Source organism: Domibacillus sp. (assembly GCF_031181085.1).
Classification (GTDB): domain Bacteria; phylum Bacillota; class Bacilli; order Bacillales; family Domibacillaceae; genus Domibacillus.
The window spans coordinates 55,059-76,346 of the sequence record NZ_JAPSLE010000008.1; the positions used below are offsets into that span (position 1 = coordinate 55,059).

Sequence of the window (21,288 nt, forward strand, 5' to 3'; positions counted from 1 at the left end):
TATAGTATGATATTTTAAATATATCATATTTTCTACCAGAGTACAGAAATCTATTTTGTTGGGCGACGTGAAGGAATGGAGCCGTTTAACCTGCTTTTACTGGCACATTTAATAGGTGATTATTTGTTTCAAACGAGCTGGATGGTCCAGTATAAAGCATCCAGCTGGGCACCACTGCTTGCTCATTGCTTCTTATACACGTTCATTGTTTCCCTGTTTTCCTGGCTGACGTTTGGTGGCCTCTCTCCGCTGGCTATCGCTTTTATTTTCCTCACTCATGTGATAATCCCGCCGGACCCCTCGTTGCCTGGTGGCTGCGGACCATTATGAAAGCTCGGGGACCGGAATCGGGCTGGCTTGGGATTATTGTAGACCCAATCTTTCATCTGCTTGTTCTGGCAGCGGCATTGCACCTATAAGCAAGAAAAGTTTGATGTCATCAGCCGGTTTTCGGCTCTTTCCATATAATGAATCCGCTCATAACGTACATAAGAGACGCCAGATAAAAAATGGTTGCAATCGTTAAAAAATCAACGAGGTAACCGGTAAAGATGACCGCCGCGGCGGCAGCAATGGAAGTCCAGAAGTGATAGCGGCCTATATCGGCGCCGGCCTGACCTTGGTCTGCATGCCGGGCCAAGGCCGCTTTTTCAGTGTTTTTTTGCACAGCACCCAGCACCCCCATGCATACTTGAAGACCATATACCTGCCATACGCTTGTGGCAAGCGGGAAAAACAGTAGCAGCACAGCCATGGCCATTGAATAAAAAATGAGCAGGATCCGGTCTCCTAATCGGTCTGCCGCTTTTCCAACCACCGGATAAGCGAGAGCGGACGTTAATGCAAAAAGGCCGTACGCCCAGCCAAACTGTGAGTAGCTGTCCCCCACCTTCCTCAGCAGCAGAACATAAAATGGAAAAATCATGCTTCCTGCCATTAAAACGAGACTTTGAGACGTGACAAACCGACGATAATTCATTGTTGGTACTCCTCATAAAAATAGTTTGTAAACCGCTTCTTTGGGTCCATCTCCTGCTTTTTCTTAAAAAAAGTAGGAGCAAGCGGATATGCTTTCCTCAGCTGTTCCTTCGTTGGAAAGGAGTAATAGGGCAGGTAATAGCTGCCGCGGTGGTTCAAGGTGACATCAATCATTTCCTGTATAACCGCTTTTGATTGCTCCACTTCCTGCTTTGACTTTCCTTGATTGATTAAAAGTACAAGTGCAAACATGTCTTCCTTTGCATAAGACAGAACAGCCTGATCATTTTTTTCCACGTAGCGGATGGTAATGTTCAAAAGGTTAAACTTGTCTTTTTTTTCAAGAAGGTTCCGCATATCATCGATATAAGAAGCAAATTCATCTGTCGGAATAAAGTACTCCTGCAGCACTTCGGTTCTCTCGCCGCTTTCATAGTCCATAAAATCCGTTTCCGAACGCATGACGTTATTTCTCGATTCAAGTGAGCCATCTTCTTGAAGCATATATTGCTTTTGAATATCCCAAAACGTCTCTTTTCCCCATTCACTGTAACGAGACAAGCCGAGGAAAAGCTTTGGCAGCGCCACAATCCGCTCTTCCTTCAACTCGTTATAGCTTGTCAGCATGTTCTGATTTTGGGCTTTTATATAATCTGTTACATACATGCTGCGCAGAAAAGAAGAAGGAGCGACCGAAATACGTGCCAAATGCATTTTTACCGCTTCATTTTCTTTTACCTGCTGCCCAAAATAGCGGGTGTAGTCTCGATAATCAAGTTCTCTCGTTCTTTTTTGATACAGCTCATCTTCCGTCAAAGAAAGCGTAACATCTAAAATAATGCCAAATAAGCCGTAGCCGCCAATCACGTAGGGAAACCATTCTGCATTTTCCTCTCTGCTGACGCGAATAATGGTGCCGTCCGGCTTTAACAGCCGAAATGATTTTACTGTCGTGATAAGGGCCTCGTTCCGAATATCCCGGCCATGTACATTCACGCTTAATGAGCCGCCAACCGTAAAAATGTTTTGGGATTGCATCACTTTTACGGAAAGGCCGTAAGGATTAATGTACCGCTGGATATCATCCCATGTCGCTCCGCTTTGAACAGTAATCCATTTTTCCTCCAGATCAAAGTCAATAACGTTATTAAAAGGTTTCATATCAATCATAACGGCTCCCGGATAGTAGGTCTGTCCGCCCTGGCTGTGCTGCATTCCTGCAATCGTCAGCTGAGTCCCCGTACTGTTTGCTTTCTGTACAATTTTCTTCAACGTTTGTTCACCATCTGCCCGTTCAATTGTTTTCACCTGCGCAGGTAGGAGACGCCCTGCATCTTCAACGGCTGGCCGGGAATAAACATGGCTGTAAAGATAAACAGAAGCGGTGAATAAAACACCGTACAAGCAAACGAATAACCCTTTTTTCATGTTTTTACGCCCCTTTTGCCAAACTTCAACTTCCATATTTTTTCACTTCCACTATACTAAAAAAAGGGTGGAGCTGCCGGGCAGGCTTGTAAACAGCCAAAAAAGCGGATCAGCCCTTTTTCGGCTGATCCGCTTTTTCAGTTATTTTATTCCAATCGACGCGCCCGTCTTCTGTAAAAGAAACGCCTTCTTCCCTCAAACGGCGGCGCTGTTCGGCTTTTGCTTCCTCACCCGGCACATTTATTTCACCCCGGGCATTTACAACCCGGTGCCAGGGCAGGTTATGTTTCTCACCCATCGAATGCAAAATGCGGACTACCTGGCGGGCAGCACGGGGACTTCCAGCCAGGCGTGCTACCTGTCCATATGTGACAACAACACCTTCTGGAATACTTTTAAGTACACGAACGACGTCTTCTGTAAATGGCGTCACTCCGGAATTCCTACTTCAATATGACGGAAAGCATCTACATCAAACAATCCTTTGTCTGTCAGCTTTAAGCTTGGAATAACGGGCAGGCACAGGAAAGATAAAATCATAAAAATATTTTGTGACTCCTCCGCTACAAGAGACAGCTGTTCATGCAGATGGTGCAGCTCCTCGATCACTTCTTCATACGGCTTTTCTGACATAATGCCGCCGACACGAAGAGGAACTGATGCCAGAACCTTTCCATTTTCTACAATCACAAGGCCGCCCTGCATGCGCTCTGACGCTTCAACGGCTGCCAAAATGTCTTCATCATTTGTTCCGGCTACGACAAGGTTATGTGAATCATGTGCGACGGTTGACGCAATCGCACCCCGCTTCAGTCCGAGCCCGCTGACGATACCTGCGCCGATGCTGCCGGTTGCATGGTGGCGCTCACACACCACAATTTTCAGCTGATCGCGCGCTGCATCCGGCACGAAAAAGCCATTTTCTACTTTTACATCGGCTTCTATTTTATTTGTAATAATCCGTCCCGGTACAACGCCGATGATCATGGCTTTTTGTCCGTCCTTCAGCGGAATCTGCAAGGATTCTTTCGTAACCTTCTTTATATTAAGCGATGATTGAACCGATTCTGGCACGGCGGCACGGCGGCTTTTAGAAGCAGCTAGATCCAGCACCTGGCCGTCCTTTATAATCGTTTCCGGCTCAAGTGTCTTCAAGCTGCCCGTGATCAAAATATCTGCTGTATATCCAGGAGCAATGGCTCCTTTGTTTTTCAAGCCGTGGCATACCGCATTATTGATCGTCGCCATTTGAATGGCAATCAGTGGATCGAGTCCATGCTCGATTGCCAGGCGTGCCGCAAAATTAACGGTTCCTTCTTCAGCCAGCTCATCCAGATGTTTATCATCTGTACAAAAAGAAAACCGGCTGCTGTTCCGCTCATGAATAGCCGGCAGGAGGGCAAGCAGGTCTTTAGCAGCTGAACCTTCCCGTACAAGAACATGCATCCCCCGGCGTACACGCGAAACCGCCTCCTCTGCTGTTACGGCTTCATGGTCGTTGCGGATGCCGGCTGTGCTGTAAACGTTCAACGCTGCATCCGGCAGTCCCGCCGCATGACCGTCTACGGTTAAATTTGCTTCCGTTGTCATCTCAATTTTGGCAAGCATGCCTGTGTCTCCATTTAAAACAGAAGGATAATCCATAACTTCTGCCAGGCCGATCACATTTTTGTGAGGCAGGTATGGGCGCAGGTCATCCGCCGTTAGCGTGGCACCGTTCTGCTCAAACGGGGTTGCCGGTACACAGGAAGGCAGTTTCATTAAAATATCAACATCCGTCCCGGCTGCATCCTCCAGCATAAAGTCGATGCCAACTCGTCCCGCCACATTGGCAATTTCATGTGGGTCTGTTACAACGGTCGTCACGCCGTGTTTAATAAGAGCCCGCGAAAACTCCGACGGTGTCACCATCGTTGATTCAATATGGATATGGCCGTCGATAAAGCCTGGCATCACATACTTGCCCGACGCATCTACGATCTTTTTTCCTTTCGGATACGTGCCGATGCCGACAATGCAGCTATCTTTGATCGCAACATCCGCTTGAAACGTTTCAAGTGAAAAAACGTCTACCACTGTCCCGTTTTGAATAATAATATCCGCTTCCTCCGGGCGCTGTGCCGTTTCGATCAATCTTTTCAGTGCATTTGTCATGCCGCTTCCCCCTTTATTTTTTCTGCTCTGTCGGCATTTGTGAATTCTCTCACTAGTTTTTCATATTTTACTCGGAAAAAAATGTGGTTGCAAATGATTTTTTATTTTTAAAAAACAGGCTCTTTTTTGTCAGCGCTGACAAAAAAGAGCCTGTTTGTACTTCTTCTTATAATAAATGATTTTGTTTATTTATATACGGATTGGTCATTCCCGCCGCTTCCGGCTCGATCCTCCAAAAAGGGCAAGACCCGCTTTTAAAAAGCAATTAAAAAATCCATTTCAGAAAGTATCTGAAATGGATGGCAGGTTAAAGATCACCTGTTAAAAACTGCGCTTTGCCAAATCCGAAGCTCCAATCGGCATCTCCATTAATGGAAAGAGAAATCATTACATCTCTTGGATCGATTCCGCAGCTTTCCTGCAATTCTTCCACAATGTACTGATACAGATTCTGTTTTTGTTCTTCTGTTCTTTGCTTGCTTACAATACTGATTACCACGACATCTTTTGAGCGTTCAAACCCAAGTCCGGTGTCTTCAATAATCATTTCATGAGCCGGATGCTGGTGAACAATTTGATAGCGGTCACGCTCCGGTACTTGAAATGCTTTGAGCATCCCCCGGTGAGCCGCATCAAGCAGCCCTTTCAGCTCTTCTTCTGTTCTTCCTTCGATGACATCAAAACGAAGCAATGGCATAACAGAGTCCCTCCAATTCTTATGTACACTTTCACTCTATCATGGTTACCCTTCTTTCACAATGTTCACGCAATTCTAATTAACTTATCACTTGTTCATGCAAGTGATTTTTTTCCTATTTTTGCGGCTTAAGGATTCTGGAGCAGAAAAGAAGGGTACGACAAATAAAGACACAACATTCTATTATGCTGAAGGAGGATTTTTTTATGTTCCGTCACCAGAAAGAATTACAGTTTGAAGTAAAAGTAGAACGTCCAGACCCGCTGCTTGCACGCCAGATTCAAGAGGTGCTCGGCGGTCAGTTTGGAGAAATGACTGTCATGATGCAATATTTGTTCCAGGGCTTTAACTGCCGGGGAGAAGAAAAGTATAAGGATATGCTCATGGATATCGGTACAGAAGAAATTGGGCATGTGGAAATGCTTTGCGCCCTGATCAGCCAGCTTCTAGACGGGGCATCGCCAGAGGCACAGGCCGAAGCAGCAGAAGACCCTGCCATCGCTGCCATTATGGGCGGTATTAATCCGCAGCACTTGCTTGTGAGCGGACTTGGCGGCCTGCCAACCAATTCAAACGGTGTGCCGTGGAACGGAAACTATATTGTAGCGAGCGGCAACCTGCTTGCCGATATGCGCTCCAATCTGCACGCTGAATCTCAAGGACGCCTGCAGGTTGCACGCCTTTACCATATGACAAAAGACGAAGGCGTCCGGGCTGTATTCCGTAAAATGCTCGCCCGTGACCGTTATCACCAATATCAATGGATGGAAGCTATTGCAGAGCTGGAAGAGAAAAACGGCGTAGCCGTGCCGGCCTCCTTCCCTCCAGAAGCAGAGCAGGAAGCACAGCCGCACGCGTTTGAGTTCTGGGATCTTTCAGAAGGATCGGAATCTGCTGAAGGACGCTGGGCAAAAGGCAGTGCACCAGATGGAACCGGTGACTATGTCTATTTAAAAGATCCAGCGCCGCAAGGTCAAAAACCGATGCCGGCTGTTCCTCCGACTGCGATTCACCATGATTTAGACGGAAAAGCAACCGATAAATAAAAAGGAGTGATGAGCATGGCCAAATCGTTAGCAATGCATGAGAAGCTGGAAGTTCATGAAGTTCTTTTATTTAAAACAGCCTGCTTGACAAAAAGCACCGCCATGCTTGACCTTGTCAAGGATTCAAATCTAAAAAAATTGCTGAAGGAAGATATTAAGCTTTCTAAAAAAGCGATTAAAGATTTACAATCTGTGCTCGAAGACGACCAAAAACAAACAGCGAAAGGCAGGTAAGCATGGATGGCAAAAAAAAGTGAAAAAGATGTGGTACTCGACGACCTGGCCATCGCGACTGATTTTCTTATTACGGCTAAAGCCGGTGTACGAAATTTAGCCGTAGCCATTACGGAAACGGCTACGCCAGAAGTGAAGCAGCTGCTGCGTCGAGAACTTGATAACGCAATTGATCTGCATGATAAAATGGCCCAGTATATGATTGATAATGAAATGTATCACGCGTATGACATAGAAGAGCAGGTCACACACGATCTTGAGAAAGCAGACAAAGCACTGTCTATTGCTCCTTCCGCTCAATCATCCAGCGGAGGCAAAAGCAGTTCTGCGAAAAAATCATCTGCTAAAAAGTCAAAAAGCAAATAAAAAAGCATCCGGTGAAAGCCGGATGCTTTTTTCTATAGAATAAGCGCGATCGCTTTTTGAAGCAATTCAATGTCTTTGGCAATTTGTTTTTTGATAGCGCCGTTGTGGCAGCGTGCATAGTCCATGTACAACAACGTGAGCTCCTGCTTAAAAATACACCGATCTGCTGCTATTCCCATGGCTGTCACTTCCTTTGCATGACTTTTCTTTTTAGCCTTTTAGTAATAATTACCCAATCGAAAGGAAAATATTCACCGGCATGTAAAGTTTTTAAACTCTGTATTTTCAAAACACTTCAGCAACAATCGTTGAATAAAGGGCTTTTTCTCTTTTATGCAAAGCTGTTTTTAATTCCACCAGCGCACGAGAGCCCGGATCCCATATATAATGAGTTCCCCGCCGGAAGTAATGAGTTCAAGCAAAACATGGGCTGTATCCCACTTATCTTTTCGCTTTTTTTCTGCTTTTTTATTCATTGCCTCCCGCCTTCGTTTATTTTTTTATACGTTCCAGTGGCGGAATCTGTTTCACTTCCTTTTTGTTCCTGCCCCATCCTATAGTGAAATGAGCGATTGATCGAACGGAGGCGGCCGATGATGCGGGCGTTTGTGTATCTTAGTGTCTTCTTTTCTTTTTTGACCCTCTTTGCCCAGCTGCCTATTATGAGCCGGCTTCGCTTTTTTATTTCCTTCTATTAATTCTCTGCTTGTGGACGCTGTCACAATGGAAAGCAGGGAGCAGGACGTATGACTGCTTTTATGCTTTTTTCTCACTTGGCGTGGTGGCAGCTTCTTCCGTAACCGGCGGCTCCTTCCCCGCCGCAAGGCTTTATAGGGACCGGCTTTCTTCTTGTAGCAGCAGGCGTGTTCATGTTTAGCCAATCACTCAAAAAACCGTCCAGCAGCTCTTAAGCCGGACGGTTTTTCTTTTAATCCGCTACAGGTTCTGCAGAGGGCTTCCCAAAGTAATATCCTTGCACAAGCGGGATGCCTGCCGCAAGACAATACTCATATTCTTCTTTGCGCTCAATGCCTTCTGCGAGTGTTTTAATTCCCAGATTTGACGCCGTTTTCAGCGCTCTTTCAATAAATAATTGTTTATCCCCGTCCTGATCACAAAACGAGACGTACGAACGGTCAATTTTAATGTAGTTCGGCCTTAGCTTCTCAAGCATTTCAATCGTAGAAAAACCGGCCCCTACATCGTCAAGCGCTACTTTAATGCCTTCTTGCTTATAAACATTCAGCACTTTTCTTAAGTGTTCAATATCTTCTATCTTCTCCGTTTCAACCACTTCAAACACAAGATCTCCAGGATTTACATTGTATTTTTCGATAATCCGAAACGTATGCTGCAGGCAGAATTCCGGATTATAAATGGTGGAAGGCAAAAAGTTAATAAAGCTTTTCTGTCCATTTCGGATGTATTTTTTGCGGGCAATGATGGCACTTTCTCTTGCCTGCTTATCCAAGTAGGAGTGCATGCCCAGCTTTTGAGCAGCAGCAAACAGACGGACCGGCGGGATTGCAGCTTCTTTGTTTGTCCGCAGAAGCGATTCATATCCGTATATGCTGCCGGTGCCTGCGTCCACAATCGGCTGGAGAAAGCTGACAAATTGGTTCTTTTCAATGACACGGATCACTTCCTGGTGAGAAAACCATTCTGCCACCTCTCCAATGGGTGCGGTGCGAAGTGGCGCCTCGTCATCCGGGCGCCCGATCCCGCCTATTAACGCCCCTTCCTGTTTCTCCTGAACAGTTTGAAGCTTTTTCTCCGCTTCCTTCATTGTTTGAAAATCGATACATGACCAATCTTTCTCATTTGAAATAAACAGGCGGCCTGGTTCATAAAATCGAATGGGAACCCGGCATTCCATACAGCTTTCCGGCATATGTATATACTCCCTTTTATCAAAATTAAACACTCAAAACAGCGAATATTACTTAAGTCCCCTTTCCGGATACCTTATAAACTTTACCGGAAGAATAATGAGTACTTTTTAATTAAACTTTTGTCCTGATTTATCTTCATTTTGGTCTATAGTTTGAAGAGGGGAAAAAGCGGTTAGACTAATAAGAGCAGACTGCTTAAATGAGGAGGAATTTAATCATGACAGCAATCGTTTTATTCGACGGGGATTGTAATTTTTGCGATGCCAGCGTTCAATTTATTATACAGCGTGATTCGAAAGGCTATTTTAATTACGCATCACTTCAAAGTGATGTCGGCCAAAAGCTGCTAAAAGAGCACAATATACCGAAAGACCTCGATAGTTTTGTGCTTGTAGAAGATGGACAGGCTTATATTAAATCAACTGCTGCTTTAAGGGTAGCACGCCGTCTGGACGGAGCATGGAAATTGCTTTATGCGCTGATAGCCGTTCCAGCACCGCTTCGCAATCTTGTATATGATTATGTAGCGGCAAACCGGTACAAATGGTTTGGCAAAAAAAGCGACCACTGTATGCTTCCATCACCGGAAGTACGCCAGCGCTTTTTATAAAAAAGAAGAACCTGCTCAGGCAGGTTCTTTTTTATGGACAGAAAACCTGCCAAACGAGTGTATTCTTTTTTCTCGTTCCACTATGATAGAAGCTGGCGATTGGTCTTTTTCTGCTTAAAAGTTTATACACATAAACAGATCGTGATACACTAAACGCGCACTACTTTTATAATGGAGCTGACACAGTATGTTATCAAAATACAGCATTCCCGACTTGAATATTGACGAAATAGACAAACGCATTTTGTCTATTCTGCATGAAAACAGCCGCATTTCCTATACGGACATCGCAAAACAAGTGGACCTCTCCCGTGTTGCTGTTCAAGCCAGAATTAATAACTTAATGGAGCAGGGTGTCATTGAAAAATTCACAACCGTCATTAATCCGGCAAAGATCGGTATGCACGTATCTGCTTTTTTCAATGTAGAAGTAGAGCCTCAATTTTTAGAAAAAGTGGCTGACCACCTTCAAAATGAACCAGCTGTGACAAGCTTGTATCATATGACCGGTCCCAGCAAACTTCATATGCATGGGATTTTTACCGATAACCAGGAGATGGAGCGCTTTTTAGCAGAAAAGCTGTATCCGCTTCAGGGCGTCGTAAGTGTTGACTGCCAGATTTTAATTAAACGATACAAAAGCCGAATGGGCATGAAACTGTAATCACGTAGCAAGCGATTTTCACATATAAAAAAGAGGCTGCCTGCCCGGCAGCCTCTTTTTTGTTGTCCTTCTTCTTTACACCACTTTCTCACTCCCTGTAAACTCTTGATCATTTTGTTCCTGGCTGCCTTTATGATCGGTAAACAGGAACATAATCGCTCCGAAAATAAGCAGTGCCCCTGATAAATAAAAACCAAACTCCAATCTCCCTGTCACATCTGCAAAAAAGCCGGTAATGTAGGGAGCAAAAATTGAAGACAGCATGCCGCTGAAGTTAAAAAAGCCGTACACTCTTGAATACATAGAAGGCGGTGTAATATCAGCCATATACGAGATCAGCACCGGATCCAGTGCCAGTTTTCCAAGCAGTCCGTACAGAGCAAGACCTACAAGCAAAAGCGAGTAGTTTTCCGTATATGGAATGGCGAATTGGCAGATAGCGCCGGCCAGCGCCAGTGAAATAATCAACGGCTTTCTGTTTTTAATTTTATCGGACAAAAAGCCAAATAAGATAGCGCCTGGAATGGAAGCCCATGGCACCAGTGAAGCAATGATGCCTGTCTGGGAAGCTTCTACGCCTCTGACTGTCTGCAAATAATAAGGGAGCCATGTGAGCATGCCGAAAAATCCATAAAGCGAGCAGAAAATAAGTACATAGACAAGAATATGATTTTTCGTAAACAGTTTTTTCATATCCAGCTTTTCTGCTTTTTCCGCTGATGCTTCCTTTTTCTTATGTGTGTCATCCCGTACCAAAACCGCAATTAAAATGGCAACGATAATAGTCGGTACCGCAAACACGTAAAACGGATACTGCCATCCTTTATTTAAAGTGTACGTAAAATAACTGGACGCCATAAAACCAAGTGAAATACCGAAGGCCATTCCGCTGTTGATCAAGGCCGATACAAGGCCCCGGTATTTTTTAGGTGTAATCGTAGAAGAAATGCCGTACTGGGAGCCGTAATACGTTCCTTCCCCAAGCCCCGTCAGCGCGCGCATCATTAAAAATACAAGAAAGGTTGTCGCCATCCCGCTTAAATAAGTGGCCACCCCAAACAGTAGATAGCCAATGACGAGCACTTTTACACGGCCAAACCTGTCTGCCAAAAAGCCGGTTGGAATCTGCATCGCCGCATAAGCAGCGAAAAACACCGTTGACATTAAACCAAGCTGCGATTTATCAAGGCTCCACTCTTCGCCGATACTTCCCATAACAGGTGAAAGAATATTCCGATCTGCATACATAAAGACCCAGCCAAGGAAAAAAAGAAAAATAACAACTGCAGGATGTGTTTTTTTCATGTACGGTGCCCCTTTTCATAAATTGATAGCAACAGCATAAAGAAAAAAAACAGCCTCTTGTTCATTTTCGGTAGAAAATCTCCCATAGATTTTATTCGAAACGTAATCATTTTATCTTTTTTTATTACAATTCGAATGTTAAGATGTAATAAACAATACAATTGGTTTGGCAATACAAAATCTCTTCTGAACGTGTTTCACTTTCACCACGATGATAGAAAGGATGTTTTTATGAAGCAGTTCGATATTTTTATCGCTTTTTTCCGCAGCAGCATGCTCGGCTACGGCGGCGGCCCGACGACTATCCCACTTGTTCAAAAAGAAGTGGTCGAGCGGTTTAAATGGATGGATAATGAAGAATTTGGAGACATTTTAGCGATTGGAAACACGCTTCCAGGCCCCATTAATACAAAGATGGCTGGCTATATTGGATACCGGGTCGGCGGGGTACTCGGCACGATCAATGCGATTTTAGCGACCATTCTGCCAACCATTTTATTAATGATTTTTCTACTGACGACCTTAGCGGCTTTTAAAGACCTGGCCTGGGTGCAGGGAATGACACGGGGCGTTTTGCCCGTCGTCGGCATCATGCTGGCCGTGTTGACAAAAGATTTTCTTCAAAGCTCGATGAAAGGCTTGAAGTGGGGAACGGTCGCTGTTCATGTTGTAATTGGACTTTTATTGATTGAGCTTCTTCATATTCATCCTGCTATTTTAATTGCCACTTTGCTGCTGTTTGCTTTCTTTAAGCCGGTTAAAGATAAAGCAGCTGACAAAAAGAAAGGACGGCTCGTATGATTTATTTGCATATTTTCTGGGTATTTTTCATGACGAATCTGCTTGGCTACGGCGGCGGCCCAGCTACAATCCCGCTTATTCAAAAAGAAGTCGTGGACCGCTATGGGTGGATGACCGTACAGGAATTTAACGAAGCTTTCGCGATGGGCAATGCACTGCCCGGCCCCATCGCCACGAAGATGGGCGGTTATATTGGCTTCCAGGAAGGAGGCTGGCTGGGTGCCGTGCTGGCGGTGCTGGCTACTGTACTGCCTTCTCTTCTATTAATGATCTCTTTAATGGGTATTTTGTATAAAAACCGGACCTCCCCGCGTGTAAAAAGAATGACCGCTTATGTAAAGCCGACTATTGCTGTCTTACTTGGTGTGATGGCGTTTCAAGCTTTTTTCGACTCATACGTTCAAATCAGCCCTTTGCATATTTTCATTCTGGCGGCCGGCAGCTACTGGCTGATGGAAAAAAGAAAAATCCATCCCGGCCTGGTCGTCCTGTCTTCACTTATTTACGGAGCTGTTTTTCTTTCTTAACCGAAAAGCGTGAATGAAGGCCCGCTGTCTGGCGGCTATCATTCACGCTTTTTTGAGCCTCTGCTTGAATATACATGATTTTTTCCCGACACAGTTTCACAAAGTAAATAGATTGCTTTTTTTCGTTTGCTAGATTATTCGGGCTTCTTCTTATTTCTTGAAAAACAAATCTAACGACCCGCTCCGCTAAATATGTGTCTTCCAAAGCTGCATGGGAAATATTCCATATTAACAATGAATATTTACCAAACAATTGCCCTAGATTATCACGGCTTCGCCCAGACAATAGACCCACCCCCTCCCCCATCATACGCGCTTGTGTTCTTACGGAAACAGCCAAATGTGCTCCCTATAAAAAAATATTTTCTTACTGCACGCTGCTTTTTTCTTTTTTTACTTTTTCTTTTTAAAAAATTTTATAAAAAAGTGATCCAGTCCAAATACTTTTCCGTTAGCTGTTACAAGAACTACAAATCCTATGTTAAAAATGGAGAGGTTTACTTTGAACAAAAGAAAAACGAACAAAAAATTCCTTATTGCCCCGCTTGCATTGTCACTCGTTGTTCCAACCGTCGCATTTGCAGACGGCGGTGAACAGCCCATGAAGTAAATCATCAAAACAAAGCAGCAGCCGCTTCACAAAGTACAGCTACACCAGCAGCAGAGCTTCGCATCACGTTGGATACTGCTTTAACAGAACACGCTTTTCTAGCGGTTGAAGCGATGCGCAAAGGCGCAGATGGCGCAAAAGATTTTGACCAAACGGCCGCGGTGCTTATGGCCAACTCCGATAATATTGCTGCCGCTGTTTCATCCGTTTATGGAGACGAAGCAGGAAAACAGTTTTTAGACATCTGGAATTCTCACATCAACTATCTTGTTGACTATGTGAAAGCGACAGGCGCTGGGGATGAAGCAGCGAAACAGGCAGCACTTGATAAATTGGAAGAGTATAAAAAAGAACAAGCTGCTTTTTTCGCAACAGCAACAGAAGACCGCCTTCCTGAATCGGCGCTTGTGGAAGGGCTGTCCATGCACCTTGACCAGCTCGTCGGCGCATTTGCTGCATACACAGCAGGCGATTTTGAAGCGGCATACACACATGAACGCGAAGCCACCCATCATATGAGCATGTTTGCTGAAACATTATCAGTTGCCATTGCCGATCAATTCCTGGACAAGTTTAAAAACTCGAATCCTGACACACCAGCCGTTGACCTTCGCTCGCAATTAAACTCTGTATTTACCGAGCATGCTGGCCTGGCTGCTATGGCAATGCAGGACGGAGTCGATGGAGCGAAAAGCTTTGAGCAGGCTGCTGCAGCCCTGACCGCTAATGCAGATGACTTGTCTGCCTCTGTAGCATCTGTTTACGGTGAAAAAGCAGGAGCTCAGTTTGCGAAAATCTGGAATTCTCATATCGGCTGCTTTGTGGATTACGTGAAAGCGACAGGCGCAAAAGATGCCAAAGCCCAGGAAGCAGCAAAAGCAGACCTTGATGAGTACATTAAAGAGCAGGCCGCTTTCCTTGATACAGCCACACAAGGACGCGGACCGGCAGCAGACCTCGAAGAAGGCTTGACGATGCACGTGGATCAGCTGCTCCAGGCTTTTGACTCCTACGTTGTGGGTGACTATGAAACAGCATACAGCTCCATCCGTGAAGCATACGCCCACATGAGCATGCCGGCTGCAGGGTTATCCGCGGCTATTGTGGACCAGTTCCCGGATAAGTTCTCCGGCGAAGCAATGCCGAAAGAAATGCCGCAAACTGGCCTTGGCGGCTCTCAATCTAATATGCCATATATGTGTCTGTTAGCCGGCTTGCTGCTTGCATCCATTACTACTGTGGCAGCACTTCGCTTCCGCAAACAGTCTTAACCAACATGAAAAGCCTAAAGGATGAACTCCTTTAGGCTCAGGCTGTTGACAAACGCCCGCTTTCGGCGTCACTTGCTGGCTGTGAATGCTCATGCCCCCAAAAAGGGCACTCCGCTTTCCAGCCGGCGGCGTTCCTTGAGAGACAGGCGTTTTCAATCAGCCTGCTTTCTTATTTTGTCTACATTCTCAAGCCTAAAGGATAAACTCCTTTAGGCTTTTCTCTTTATTTTTTTAGACGAACTTTTTCTTTAAAAAGCGGTACAGTCCATCCTCTTTATAGGAAAACTCCGTTACTTCATCTGCCTGCTGCTTCACAAAATCCGTGGCGTTTTTCATGGCCACACAATAACCGGCCAGCTCGAAAAGCGGCAGATCATTTTCTCCGTCGCCTACTGCCAATATCTCTTCTCTCTTCAAATGAAAGCGATCAAGCAGCTTTTTCACACCTGTTGCTTTTGAAACTCCTTCTACTGTTACCTCCACATTATGGTGTGTAGACGAAGCAGTCGTAAAAGCGATATTTGTTTTTACCTGTTCCAACTCTGCCTTCCATCCATCCATTACTGCTTTGTCCCGGCTGAAAAAGTAAATCTTCGCTGCATTCTCGGCACGCAGCTCACTCGTCCACTGGATCTTAGACTGAACCGCTTCCTGGCGGGACAGCCATTCATTCTCGTGAATGGCCTCGGGCTTCGGCTCTGTTGCAATCTCTGTCATAAACACCCGGTCTTTCTCAAGTGCCGTCCGCGGTCCCTCGTTCGGATGAATTTCATAATAAATGCCCCATTCTCCTGCCTTCAAGGCCAGTTTCTGCACCAGTTCCGGCGGCAGTGCGTGCTGTGAAATTTGTTTCCCGCCTAAAAAAGCGGACATGCCGTTGGCTGTCACAATGCCATCTACTTTAAAACGCGGCGGCAGCACATCCCTTGCTTCCTTTAACGTCCTGCCCGTAGCGATAAACACGAGCATGCCGCTTTGCCGAAGTTCTGCCACATAATCGGTCAGTGTATCGTTCACCGTGTTAAATTCCGTTAATGTTGTTCCATCCAAATCCAAAACAATTGCTTTATACATAGTTAAATCACCTCGTTGAAAAAGGGTATGTAAATGAAAGAACCAGCAGCTTACTTGTTTATAACATCATAAGCTGCTGGTAAATACAAATTATTTTCACTTTTAAACTTCGTTAAGCTAGCCCTAACAATTTCATGATACTTAAAATTAAAATACCGACTATACCAAAATCAGAGTCCCCAAAAGTAGTACCTTCAAACCCGATGTCTCCAAGCAAAACAAGTAAAACAGCCGGAAGGAAACTGATAATAATTCCATTTGCAAAAGCACCGGCCATTGCACCGCGGCGTCCTCCTGTGACGTTTCCGAAAACACCTGCAGCTGCTCCAGTAAAAAAGTGAGGAACCAAGCCTGGAACAATGACTTTTAATCCGATAACCGGGAGAATAAACATGGATAAGAGTCCGGCTAAAAAACTAAATAAAAACCCAATAATGACGGCATTCGGCGCGAAAGGAAAAACAGTCGGACAATCAAGCGCCGGTTTTGTGTTCGGAGCCAGTTTATCGGCAATCCCTTTAAAAGCCGGTACAATTTCTGCGATAAGCATACGCACGCCAGCAAGAATGATATAAACACCTGCAGCGAACGTGATCGCTTGAATAAAAGAGAAGACAATAAAGTTCGATCCGCCTGAAAGCTCTGTTTCGATATAACTTTGACCAGCAAATAAAGCGACCGCAATAAAAAATATTGTCATCGTCAAGGAAACTGCAACAGAAGTGTCACGCAGAAAGCCTAACGATTGCGGAACTTTGATTTGTTCAGTCGTTTTTTCTTTGTTTCCCACCCATTTCCCAACCGTCGCAGACACAAAATACCCGATTGTGCCAAAGTGACCGATCGCAAAATCGTCACTCCCTGTTATTTGACGAACGTACGGCTGAAGTATAGCAGGAAAGACGACCATACATAAGCCAAGCAAAACGGAGCCAACTATGATTTGAGCAGGTCCTTCAAGACCGCCCACCGACAAAGCAACCGCGATTAAACAAGCCATGAAAAGTGTATGATGCCCAGTTAAGAAAATGTATTTGAGAGGTGTAAATCGTGCTAATAGAATGTTCACGATCATCCCAAAAACCATAATAAGTGCTGTAGCTGTACCAAACTCACTTTGCGCAGCAGCTACGATCGCCTCATTATTAGGGATGACTCCCTGCACATTAAATGCATGGTCGAACATTTTGCTAAATATATCTAAAGATCCTATTAAAACAGATGCTCCGGCCCCAATAATGACAAACCCCATTACCGTTTTCAGCGTCCCTGAGACAATATCCGCACTTGATTTTTTCTGAAGTAATAACCCGATAAGTGCAAATAGGCCAACTAAAATGGAAGGTGTACCTAAAATGTCATTCATAATCACGTCTAACATGCTTTTCAACCCCCTTTATATACGACTTCCTTATTACTTATCCTAAAAGCGGCTCCAATTTCGATTTGATTTCAGGTATGCTCATCATGTTTTCTAACGTAACAATTTTTCGGATTCCGTCATTAAGCTGCCCGACAATATCAGCTGCTCCAATAAAGATATCTGCTTGTTCTGTTTTAGCTGAAGCTAAATCAGTATGATCAACGTCTGCTGTTTTTCCCATCTCTGTTAACGCTTTTTTCACGTTCATCTCCATAATAAAGCTGCTTCCTAATCCATTTCCGCATACAACCATGATTTTCATTTTGTTTCCTCCTTCGAATATTTATGAATGTATTCCATCAATTGAGCTGGTTTCGAGCTTTTAATCATTTCTTCAATATTGGACGGTTCACCCAGCAACTGCGTTAATTGGACAAGTGCTTTTAAATGTGAGTCATTGTCTACCGCAGCTAACACGATGATCAGATGAACCGGCTTATCCGGCGCAAAATGCACTGGCTCATCAAGTTTTAAAAGACTCATGGATAAAGACCGGACTCCTTGTTCAGGACGAGCATGTGGAATCGCCACATTTGGTGTGATCACAACATAAGGGCCGTTCGCGTCAATCGTTTGAATCATTGCGTCAACGTACCGCTCTTCAATTGTTCCAATGTCAACTAAAGGTTGAGACGCAGTACGGATGCCCTCTTTCCAGTCCGCCACACTTCGTTTGATTTGAATCGTCTGCATTGTCAGCAATTCTTCAAGCACGGGTTTCTCTACCTCCTTTAAGGAATGTTTATTCACTTGATGCGTGTACATGTTTGCCTGCAGCGCTTTTTCCAGCTGCTCCGGCTCATGGACAGTCGCGTACTTCGAAATAATGGACAGCAATGATGAAAGGTCGATTTCCTGCAAAGCATATCCGTATAATTCCTGCATGACCTGCTGTCTGAGTTTATGTTTGTCGTCTGCTGATAAAATAGGCGGAACTACAAACAGTGTGGATGATGTCCGTAAATGAACCGTCGAAAAAACTAGGTCAACAGCAAGAGGATATTCCGCTGCTTTACGAACGGACAGTACATCCAAAAACAAAATGTCAGGAAATAACTCTCTCAAAGTGTAAATGAGAATATTACTAATCCCTATACCGTTTGGACATACAACAATCGCTTTTTTCCGCTCATCCAACGCAGTCCCCTGTTTGCGGAGCCAGCCGCCAAAATGAATGGTGAAGTAGGCAATTTCGTCTTCAGATATTGATCGTTTTATTTCTCTTTCCAGTACCTGCATTGATTTTTTTGTTAGATGGTGAAGCTCTGGATATATATCCTGCACCCGTTTCGTTAATGGATTCGTTTGAGAAAAACCGTATTTCATCCGATAATACGCCGGACGAAAGTGCACATACAATTGTTTATACAGCTGCTGTTTATCATGCAAATGAACGCATGCGAGCCGTTCGAACTCCTCTACAATACCGTTCAATAGAGGCCGAATTTGCTCATCCTTATGAAGAGGCGAAAAATCTCTTATGCGGTTCATGCCAAGCAAATGAAGTGTTGCATATAAAATCTCCGTTTGATTCCAATCACCATAAAAAGCAGGGGATTCGATCAGCTGGCTGACTATTTCATATTCCCGCGAAGATAAAAGAGGATTCCAGCTGTCTTCCAGCTCTAATATTTCTCCTTTTTCAATAAACTGGTCTGTACATAAAAACCAGTACGTAAATTCATGAAGCTGTTGATCGGTAAATGTGATCCCCATTTTTTGCTCAATCTGTTCAAGCTCACTTCGAATAGTACTTATCTGTTTTTTCTTATCCGCCCAAATACAGTCAATAACCATTTCACCATTTATGTGATGCAGCACTTCATGGACAAGGCGTTCAATCACATAACGTTTTTGACGAACAGTTCCTTTAGAGATATAACCATCCTGCTTGGAATAAAAAATTTCAAGACCACGAGCTTTGGCATTTTCTTTCAGACGCTGAATATCTGATAAAACGGTATTTCTTGAAACACCCATCAATGATTGAAAGTGGTAAACCGATAAAGGATCCTTGCTCAGTAAAATCATAAAATAATAAATTTTTTCTCGATCCTCTTCTGAGAATGCATATACTTTTTTAGAGAATCGAATCTCCTGCTCTTTTAATTGAAGGCCCTTTGGCAAAGAATAACCGACCCTGCGGCTATATTGAATCTCCTCATGCCCATTGAAACAAAGCCAATCATTAATTTTTCCAAACCCATATTGGATCTGCCGGCGTGTTAATCCCGTCTTTTCTTCTAAGTCATTCATTTTCCAAATAGGAGAATGTTGTAGTAGCTTTAGCAAAGAAGCGCTTCTTTCATCTAAATACATGTTGTGATCCTCTCCCTGCTTTTACGATATCTTATTTTCTAGTGAAAACATATTTCTTCAAAGACTGATTTTTGTTCTTTCTTCTGCACACTACTATACACTTCGTACAAAAAACTAACTCTGGACTCAATAATCACAAAACTATCTTCTAGCGGAATTTTAAAAATGAATATCCAGCTCTACGGGATGTATTCTTAAAGCCCAACAAGCCAAAACCCGCGCTATGCTTCATTAATTAGTTTTATTACACGTTAAATCACGTGTGGTATCGTTACCAGAGGCGGTTTTTCAGCTCTTTTACTCCTTTTTTCAATAAATTGGAATAAACTATTTTTAAAAATATAACCCCTATAAAATCAGCGTTGGTATCGTTCCCATACTGATTTTTAAAAAATTGCGGGAAAAAACCCCGCAATTAAGTAGATTTCCGAACAATAATGTCACTCGGCAGCTCGTATGGCTCCATCTCTGCTTGGTTATTGTGAAGAAGCTCTAATATGATCTGGGTCGCTTTTCGACCCATACTATCAGCAGGCTGTTGGATTGTTGTTAATGTCGGAGTGATCCACTGAGCTATCGGCTGGTTGCCAAAACCCATAATCGCCAGATCTTCTGGAACGCGGACTCCCTGCTCGTTTGCTTGTGTGATCATGCCGGCGGCAATGTCATCGCTTCCCGTAAAAACAGCAGTAGGCCGATCTTCCATATTCATAACATGAGTAAGCAGCTGCTTTCCATCTTCGGTTGTATGCCGATCGACGAAGATCCATGCAGGATTGATAGAGAGTCCTGCTTCTGCCATTGCTTTTTGGTAGCCCTGGTTGCGGTCCTTGTCTCTTCCTTTTTCAGCAAAAAGAGCGCCGGTGCAATAACCAATCTTTTGATGCCCTTGTTGAATCAAATGTTTAATGCCTGCATACGTTCCACTTAATTGATCAAACTTAATAACCGGAACAGACGGTTCGGGAATATCTTCGTTGCACAGTACAATCGGGCCGTGCTTCGTAAACGGCTGAACGTCCTTCCAGTCGTTTTCTAAAGCGGTTATGATCATACCGTCTGCCTGCTTTGTTTTCAGCAGATTTAAAAAAAGCCGTTCTTTTTCTTTGTCTCCGCTGCTCTGGCATATCATCGTTTTATAGCCCTTTTCATACGCCGTTTGCTCAACAGCTGCGGTTAAAGAAGCGAAAAAGGGGTCGGTAACAGCTGGAACCACAACCCCAATCGTCATCGTCAGCTGTCCCCTTAATCTTCTGGCAGCCGGGTTTGGATGATAATCGAGTTCTTTCATTGCCTGCAGCACAAGGGCACGGTTTTCTTCGGATACATAATCTTGATTGTTGATTACACGGGATACGGTTGTTTTCGATAAACCGGCTCTCTTCGCTACATCTAAAATGGTTGCCATCCTGCTTCCTTCTTTCTTTGATTCTAATTTCGTACATTGTAGCGCTTATTTAAATCTCCATGCAAGGACACAAAAAAACAGCTGGGCTTTACCCAGCTGCTTTTTTAGGATTCCGGCTCTGCTTCTGTCCGAAGCGCATTGAAAAATTCAAGAATATACCGATAGCTGTTTCCAAAGTCGCCAAGCATTCCTTCTTTTGAACAGTAGACATCAATGGCAGATTGCATCGGCGTAATTTTGTAAATGGTGATAACCATGCCATATGCTCCTTTTTCAAGCATGATTTCTCCCCTCGCTACGTCTTCATTCAACAGCGCCCACCCGGCGAACTTACCGTTTTGAACAACCTTCTTTATGTCGTTAATGAGCGACTCGCGGCTTTTCCGGTAATAGCGGGTTTTAAGCGAGGATTCTTTCGGATTTTCTTTTGTTTCTTCATGCTTTCTCCAAATTCCTGTTATAACGCGTGCTGTTGACATAG

25 protein-coding genes are annotated in these 21,288 nt (G+C 44.2%); 9 read left to right on the forward strand and 16 right to left on the reverse strand.

Going from position 1 to position 21,288, the window contains the following annotated elements; all coding sequences use genetic code 11:
• Positions 1 to 75: 75 nt before the first annotated feature.
• The gene (locus tag RIN81_RS12605; RefSeq protein WP_309090682.1) at positions 76 to 330 is read left to right on the forward strand and encodes a DUF3307 domain-containing protein; all 255 of its coding nucleotides are present in this window, start codon (positions 76 to 78) and stop codon (positions 328 to 330) included.
• Between the two features lie 109 nt (positions 331 to 439).
• On the opposite strand, the gene RIN81_RS12610 is transcribed toward RIN81_RS12605, so the two are convergent.
• From RIN81_RS12610 to RIN81_RS12630, 5 genes are all read right to left on the reverse strand, one after another.
• Entirely contained in the window at positions 440 to 979 is a 540-nt protein-coding gene (locus RIN81_RS12610) for an MFS transporter (RefSeq protein WP_309090684.1), read from the reverse strand.
• Positions 976 to 2,406 carry an FAD-binding protein gene (locus RIN81_RS12615; protein ID WP_309090686.1) on the reverse strand — a complete coding sequence of 477 codons (1,431 nt, stop codon included), beginning with the start codon at positions 2,404 to 2,406 and terminating at the stop codon, positions 976 to 978. Before RIN81_RS12615 ends, RIN81_RS12610 begins: the two co-directional genes overlap by 4 nt.
• Positions 2,407 to 2,515: 109 nt before the next feature.
• The gene (locus tag RIN81_RS12620) at positions 2,516 to 2,839 is read right to left on the reverse strand and encodes an MGMT family protein (protein ID WP_251272449.1); all 324 of its coding nucleotides are present in this window, start codon (positions 2,837 to 2,839) and stop codon (positions 2,516 to 2,518) included.
• The gene (ade, locus tag RIN81_RS12625) at positions 2,836 to 4,560 is read right to left on the reverse strand and encodes an adenine deaminase (protein ID WP_309090688.1); all 1,725 of its coding nucleotides are present in this window, start codon (positions 4,558 to 4,560) and stop codon (positions 2,836 to 2,838) included. Before ade ends, RIN81_RS12620 begins: the two co-directional genes overlap by 4 nt.
• 307 nt (positions 4,561 to 4,867) lie before the next feature.
• Positions 4,868 to 5,257: a tautomerase family protein gene (locus RIN81_RS12630; protein WP_309090691.1), complete on the reverse strand. Its 390-nt coding sequence runs from the start codon at positions 5,255 to 5,257 to the stop codon at positions 4,868 to 4,870.
• Positions 5,258 to 5,463: 206 nt separating this feature from the next.
• Between RIN81_RS12630 and RIN81_RS12635 the strand changes: the two genes are divergently transcribed.
• Genes RIN81_RS12635 through RIN81_RS12645 form a run of 3 tightly spaced genes read left to right on the forward strand, consistent with a single transcriptional unit; the run spans position 5,464 to position 6,903 of the window.
• Positions 5,464 to 6,303 (forward strand): manganese catalase, encoded by an 840-nt coding sequence (locus tag RIN81_RS12635; RefSeq protein WP_242235211.1) that lies wholly within the window; start codon positions 5,464 to 5,466, stop codon positions 6,301 to 6,303.
• Positions 6,304 to 6,318: 15 nt separating this feature from the next.
• Positions 6,319 to 6,537 (forward strand): spore coat protein, encoded by a 219-nt coding sequence (locus RIN81_RS12640; protein WP_242235209.1) that lies wholly within the window; start codon positions 6,319 to 6,321, stop codon positions 6,535 to 6,537.
• A gap of 6 nt (positions 6,538 to 6,543) precedes the next feature.
• The gene (locus RIN81_RS12645; RefSeq protein ID WP_375164544.1) at positions 6,544 to 6,903 is read left to right on the forward strand and encodes a spore coat protein; all 360 of its coding nucleotides are present in this window, start codon (positions 6,544 to 6,546) and stop codon (positions 6,901 to 6,903) included.
• A gap of 32 nt (positions 6,904 to 6,935) precedes the next feature.
• Here RIN81_RS12645 and RIN81_RS12650 read toward each other — a convergent pair whose 3' ends face one another.
• The 3 genes from RIN81_RS12650 to RIN81_RS12660 form a co-directional block, all read right to left on the reverse strand.
• Complete coding sequence (locus RIN81_RS12650; RefSeq protein ID WP_242235207.1) at positions 6,936 to 7,082, reverse strand: hypothetical protein; 147 nt, start codon at positions 7,080 to 7,082, stop codon at positions 6,936 to 6,938.
• A 168-nt stretch (positions 7,083 to 7,250) separates the two neighbouring features.
• A complete protein-coding gene (locus RIN81_RS12655; RefSeq protein ID WP_309090693.1) occupies positions 7,251 to 7,379 on the reverse strand; it encodes a hypothetical protein in 129 nt (42 codons plus the stop codon).
• Positions 7,380 to 7,831: 452 nt separating this feature from the next.
• Entirely contained in the window at positions 7,832 to 8,794 is a 963-nt protein-coding gene (locus tag RIN81_RS12660) for an EAL domain-containing protein (RefSeq protein ID WP_309090695.1), read from the reverse strand.
• 218 nt (positions 8,795 to 9,012) lie between these two features.
• Here RIN81_RS12660 and RIN81_RS12665 point away from each other — a divergent pair, with 218 nt between their 5' ends.
• On the forward strand, positions 9,013 to 9,405 hold the full coding sequence (locus RIN81_RS12665; RefSeq protein ID WP_309090697.1) for a thiol-disulfide oxidoreductase DCC family protein: 393 nt from the start codon (positions 9,013 to 9,015) through the stop codon (positions 9,403 to 9,405).
• A 187-nt stretch (positions 9,406 to 9,592) separates the two neighbouring features.
• Positions 9,593 to 10,069 carry a chromate efflux transcriptional regulator ChrS gene (gene chrS / locus RIN81_RS12670; RefSeq protein ID WP_309090699.1) on the forward strand — a complete coding sequence of 159 codons (477 nt, stop codon included), beginning with the start codon at positions 9,593 to 9,595 and terminating at the stop codon, positions 10,067 to 10,069.
• 75 nt (positions 10,070 to 10,144) lie between these two features.
• Here chrS and RIN81_RS12675 read toward each other — a convergent pair whose 3' ends face one another.
• Positions 10,145 to 11,374, reverse strand: a complete 1,230-nt coding sequence (locus tag RIN81_RS12675; protein ID WP_309090701.1) for an MFS transporter — start codon at positions 11,372 to 11,374, stop codon at positions 10,145 to 10,147.
• A gap of 231 nt (positions 11,375 to 11,605) precedes the next feature.
• Between RIN81_RS12675 and RIN81_RS12680 the strand changes: the two genes are divergently transcribed.
• Positions 11,606 to 12,175 carry a chromate transporter gene (locus tag RIN81_RS12680; protein ID WP_309090703.1) on the forward strand — a complete coding sequence of 190 codons (570 nt, stop codon included), beginning with the start codon at positions 11,606 to 11,608 and terminating at the stop codon, positions 12,173 to 12,175.
• Positions 12,172 to 12,702, forward strand: coding sequence for a chromate transporter (locus RIN81_RS12685; protein WP_242235193.1), 531 nt, complete (start codon positions 12,172 to 12,174; stop codon positions 12,700 to 12,702). Before RIN81_RS12680 ends, RIN81_RS12685 begins: the two co-directional genes overlap by 4 nt.
• Here the strand turns inward: RIN81_RS12685 and RIN81_RS12690 are convergent.
• Positions 12,674 to 13,042 (reverse strand): hypothetical protein, encoded by a 369-nt coding sequence (locus tag RIN81_RS12690; RefSeq protein WP_309090706.1) that lies wholly within the window; start codon positions 13,040 to 13,042, stop codon positions 12,674 to 12,676. The genes RIN81_RS12685 and RIN81_RS12690 overlap by 29 nt on opposite strands.
• Positions 13,043 to 13,380: 338 nt before the next feature.
• Between RIN81_RS12690 and RIN81_RS12695 the strand changes: the two genes are divergently transcribed.
• Positions 13,381 to 14,583 (forward strand): copper amine oxidase, encoded by a 1,203-nt coding sequence (locus RIN81_RS12695; protein ID WP_309090708.1) that lies wholly within the window; start codon positions 13,381 to 13,383, stop codon positions 14,581 to 14,583.
• 231 nt (positions 14,584 to 14,814) lie between these two features.
• Here RIN81_RS12695 and RIN81_RS12700 read toward each other — a convergent pair whose 3' ends face one another.
• The 6 genes from RIN81_RS12700 to RIN81_RS12725 all read right to left on the reverse strand — a co-directional run bounded on the left by RIN81_RS12700 (position 14,815) and on the right by RIN81_RS12725 (position 21,286).
• Entirely contained in the window at positions 14,815 to 15,657 is an 843-nt protein-coding gene (locus RIN81_RS12700; RefSeq protein WP_309090710.1) for an HAD family hydrolase, read from the reverse strand.
• Positions 15,658 to 15,769: 112 nt separating this feature from the next.
• The gene (locus RIN81_RS12705; RefSeq protein ID WP_309090712.1) at positions 15,770 to 17,038 is read right to left on the reverse strand and encodes a PTS ascorbate transporter subunit IIC; all 1,269 of its coding nucleotides are present in this window, start codon (positions 17,036 to 17,038) and stop codon (positions 15,770 to 15,772) included.
• Between the two features lie 37 nt (positions 17,039 to 17,075).
• A complete protein-coding gene (locus RIN81_RS12710; RefSeq protein ID WP_309090715.1) occupies positions 17,076 to 17,342 on the reverse strand; it encodes a PTS sugar transporter subunit IIB in 267 nt (88 codons plus the stop codon).
• Complete coding sequence (locus RIN81_RS12715) at positions 17,339 to 19,399, reverse strand: BglG family transcription antiterminator (protein ID WP_309090717.1); 2,061 nt, start codon at positions 19,397 to 19,399, stop codon at positions 17,339 to 17,341. The genes RIN81_RS12710 and RIN81_RS12715 overlap by 4 nt, the downstream gene beginning before the upstream one ends.
• Positions 19,400 to 19,814: 415 nt before the next feature.
• On the reverse strand, positions 19,815 to 20,807 hold the full coding sequence (locus RIN81_RS12720) for a LacI family DNA-binding transcriptional regulator (RefSeq protein ID WP_309090719.1): 993 nt from the start codon (positions 20,805 to 20,807) through the stop codon (positions 19,815 to 19,817).
• A 104-nt stretch (positions 20,808 to 20,911) separates the two neighbouring features.
• Entirely contained in the window at positions 20,912 to 21,286 is a 375-nt protein-coding gene (locus RIN81_RS12725; protein WP_309090721.1) for a hypothetical protein, read from the reverse strand.
• Positions 21,287 to 21,288: the final 2 nt, after the last annotated feature.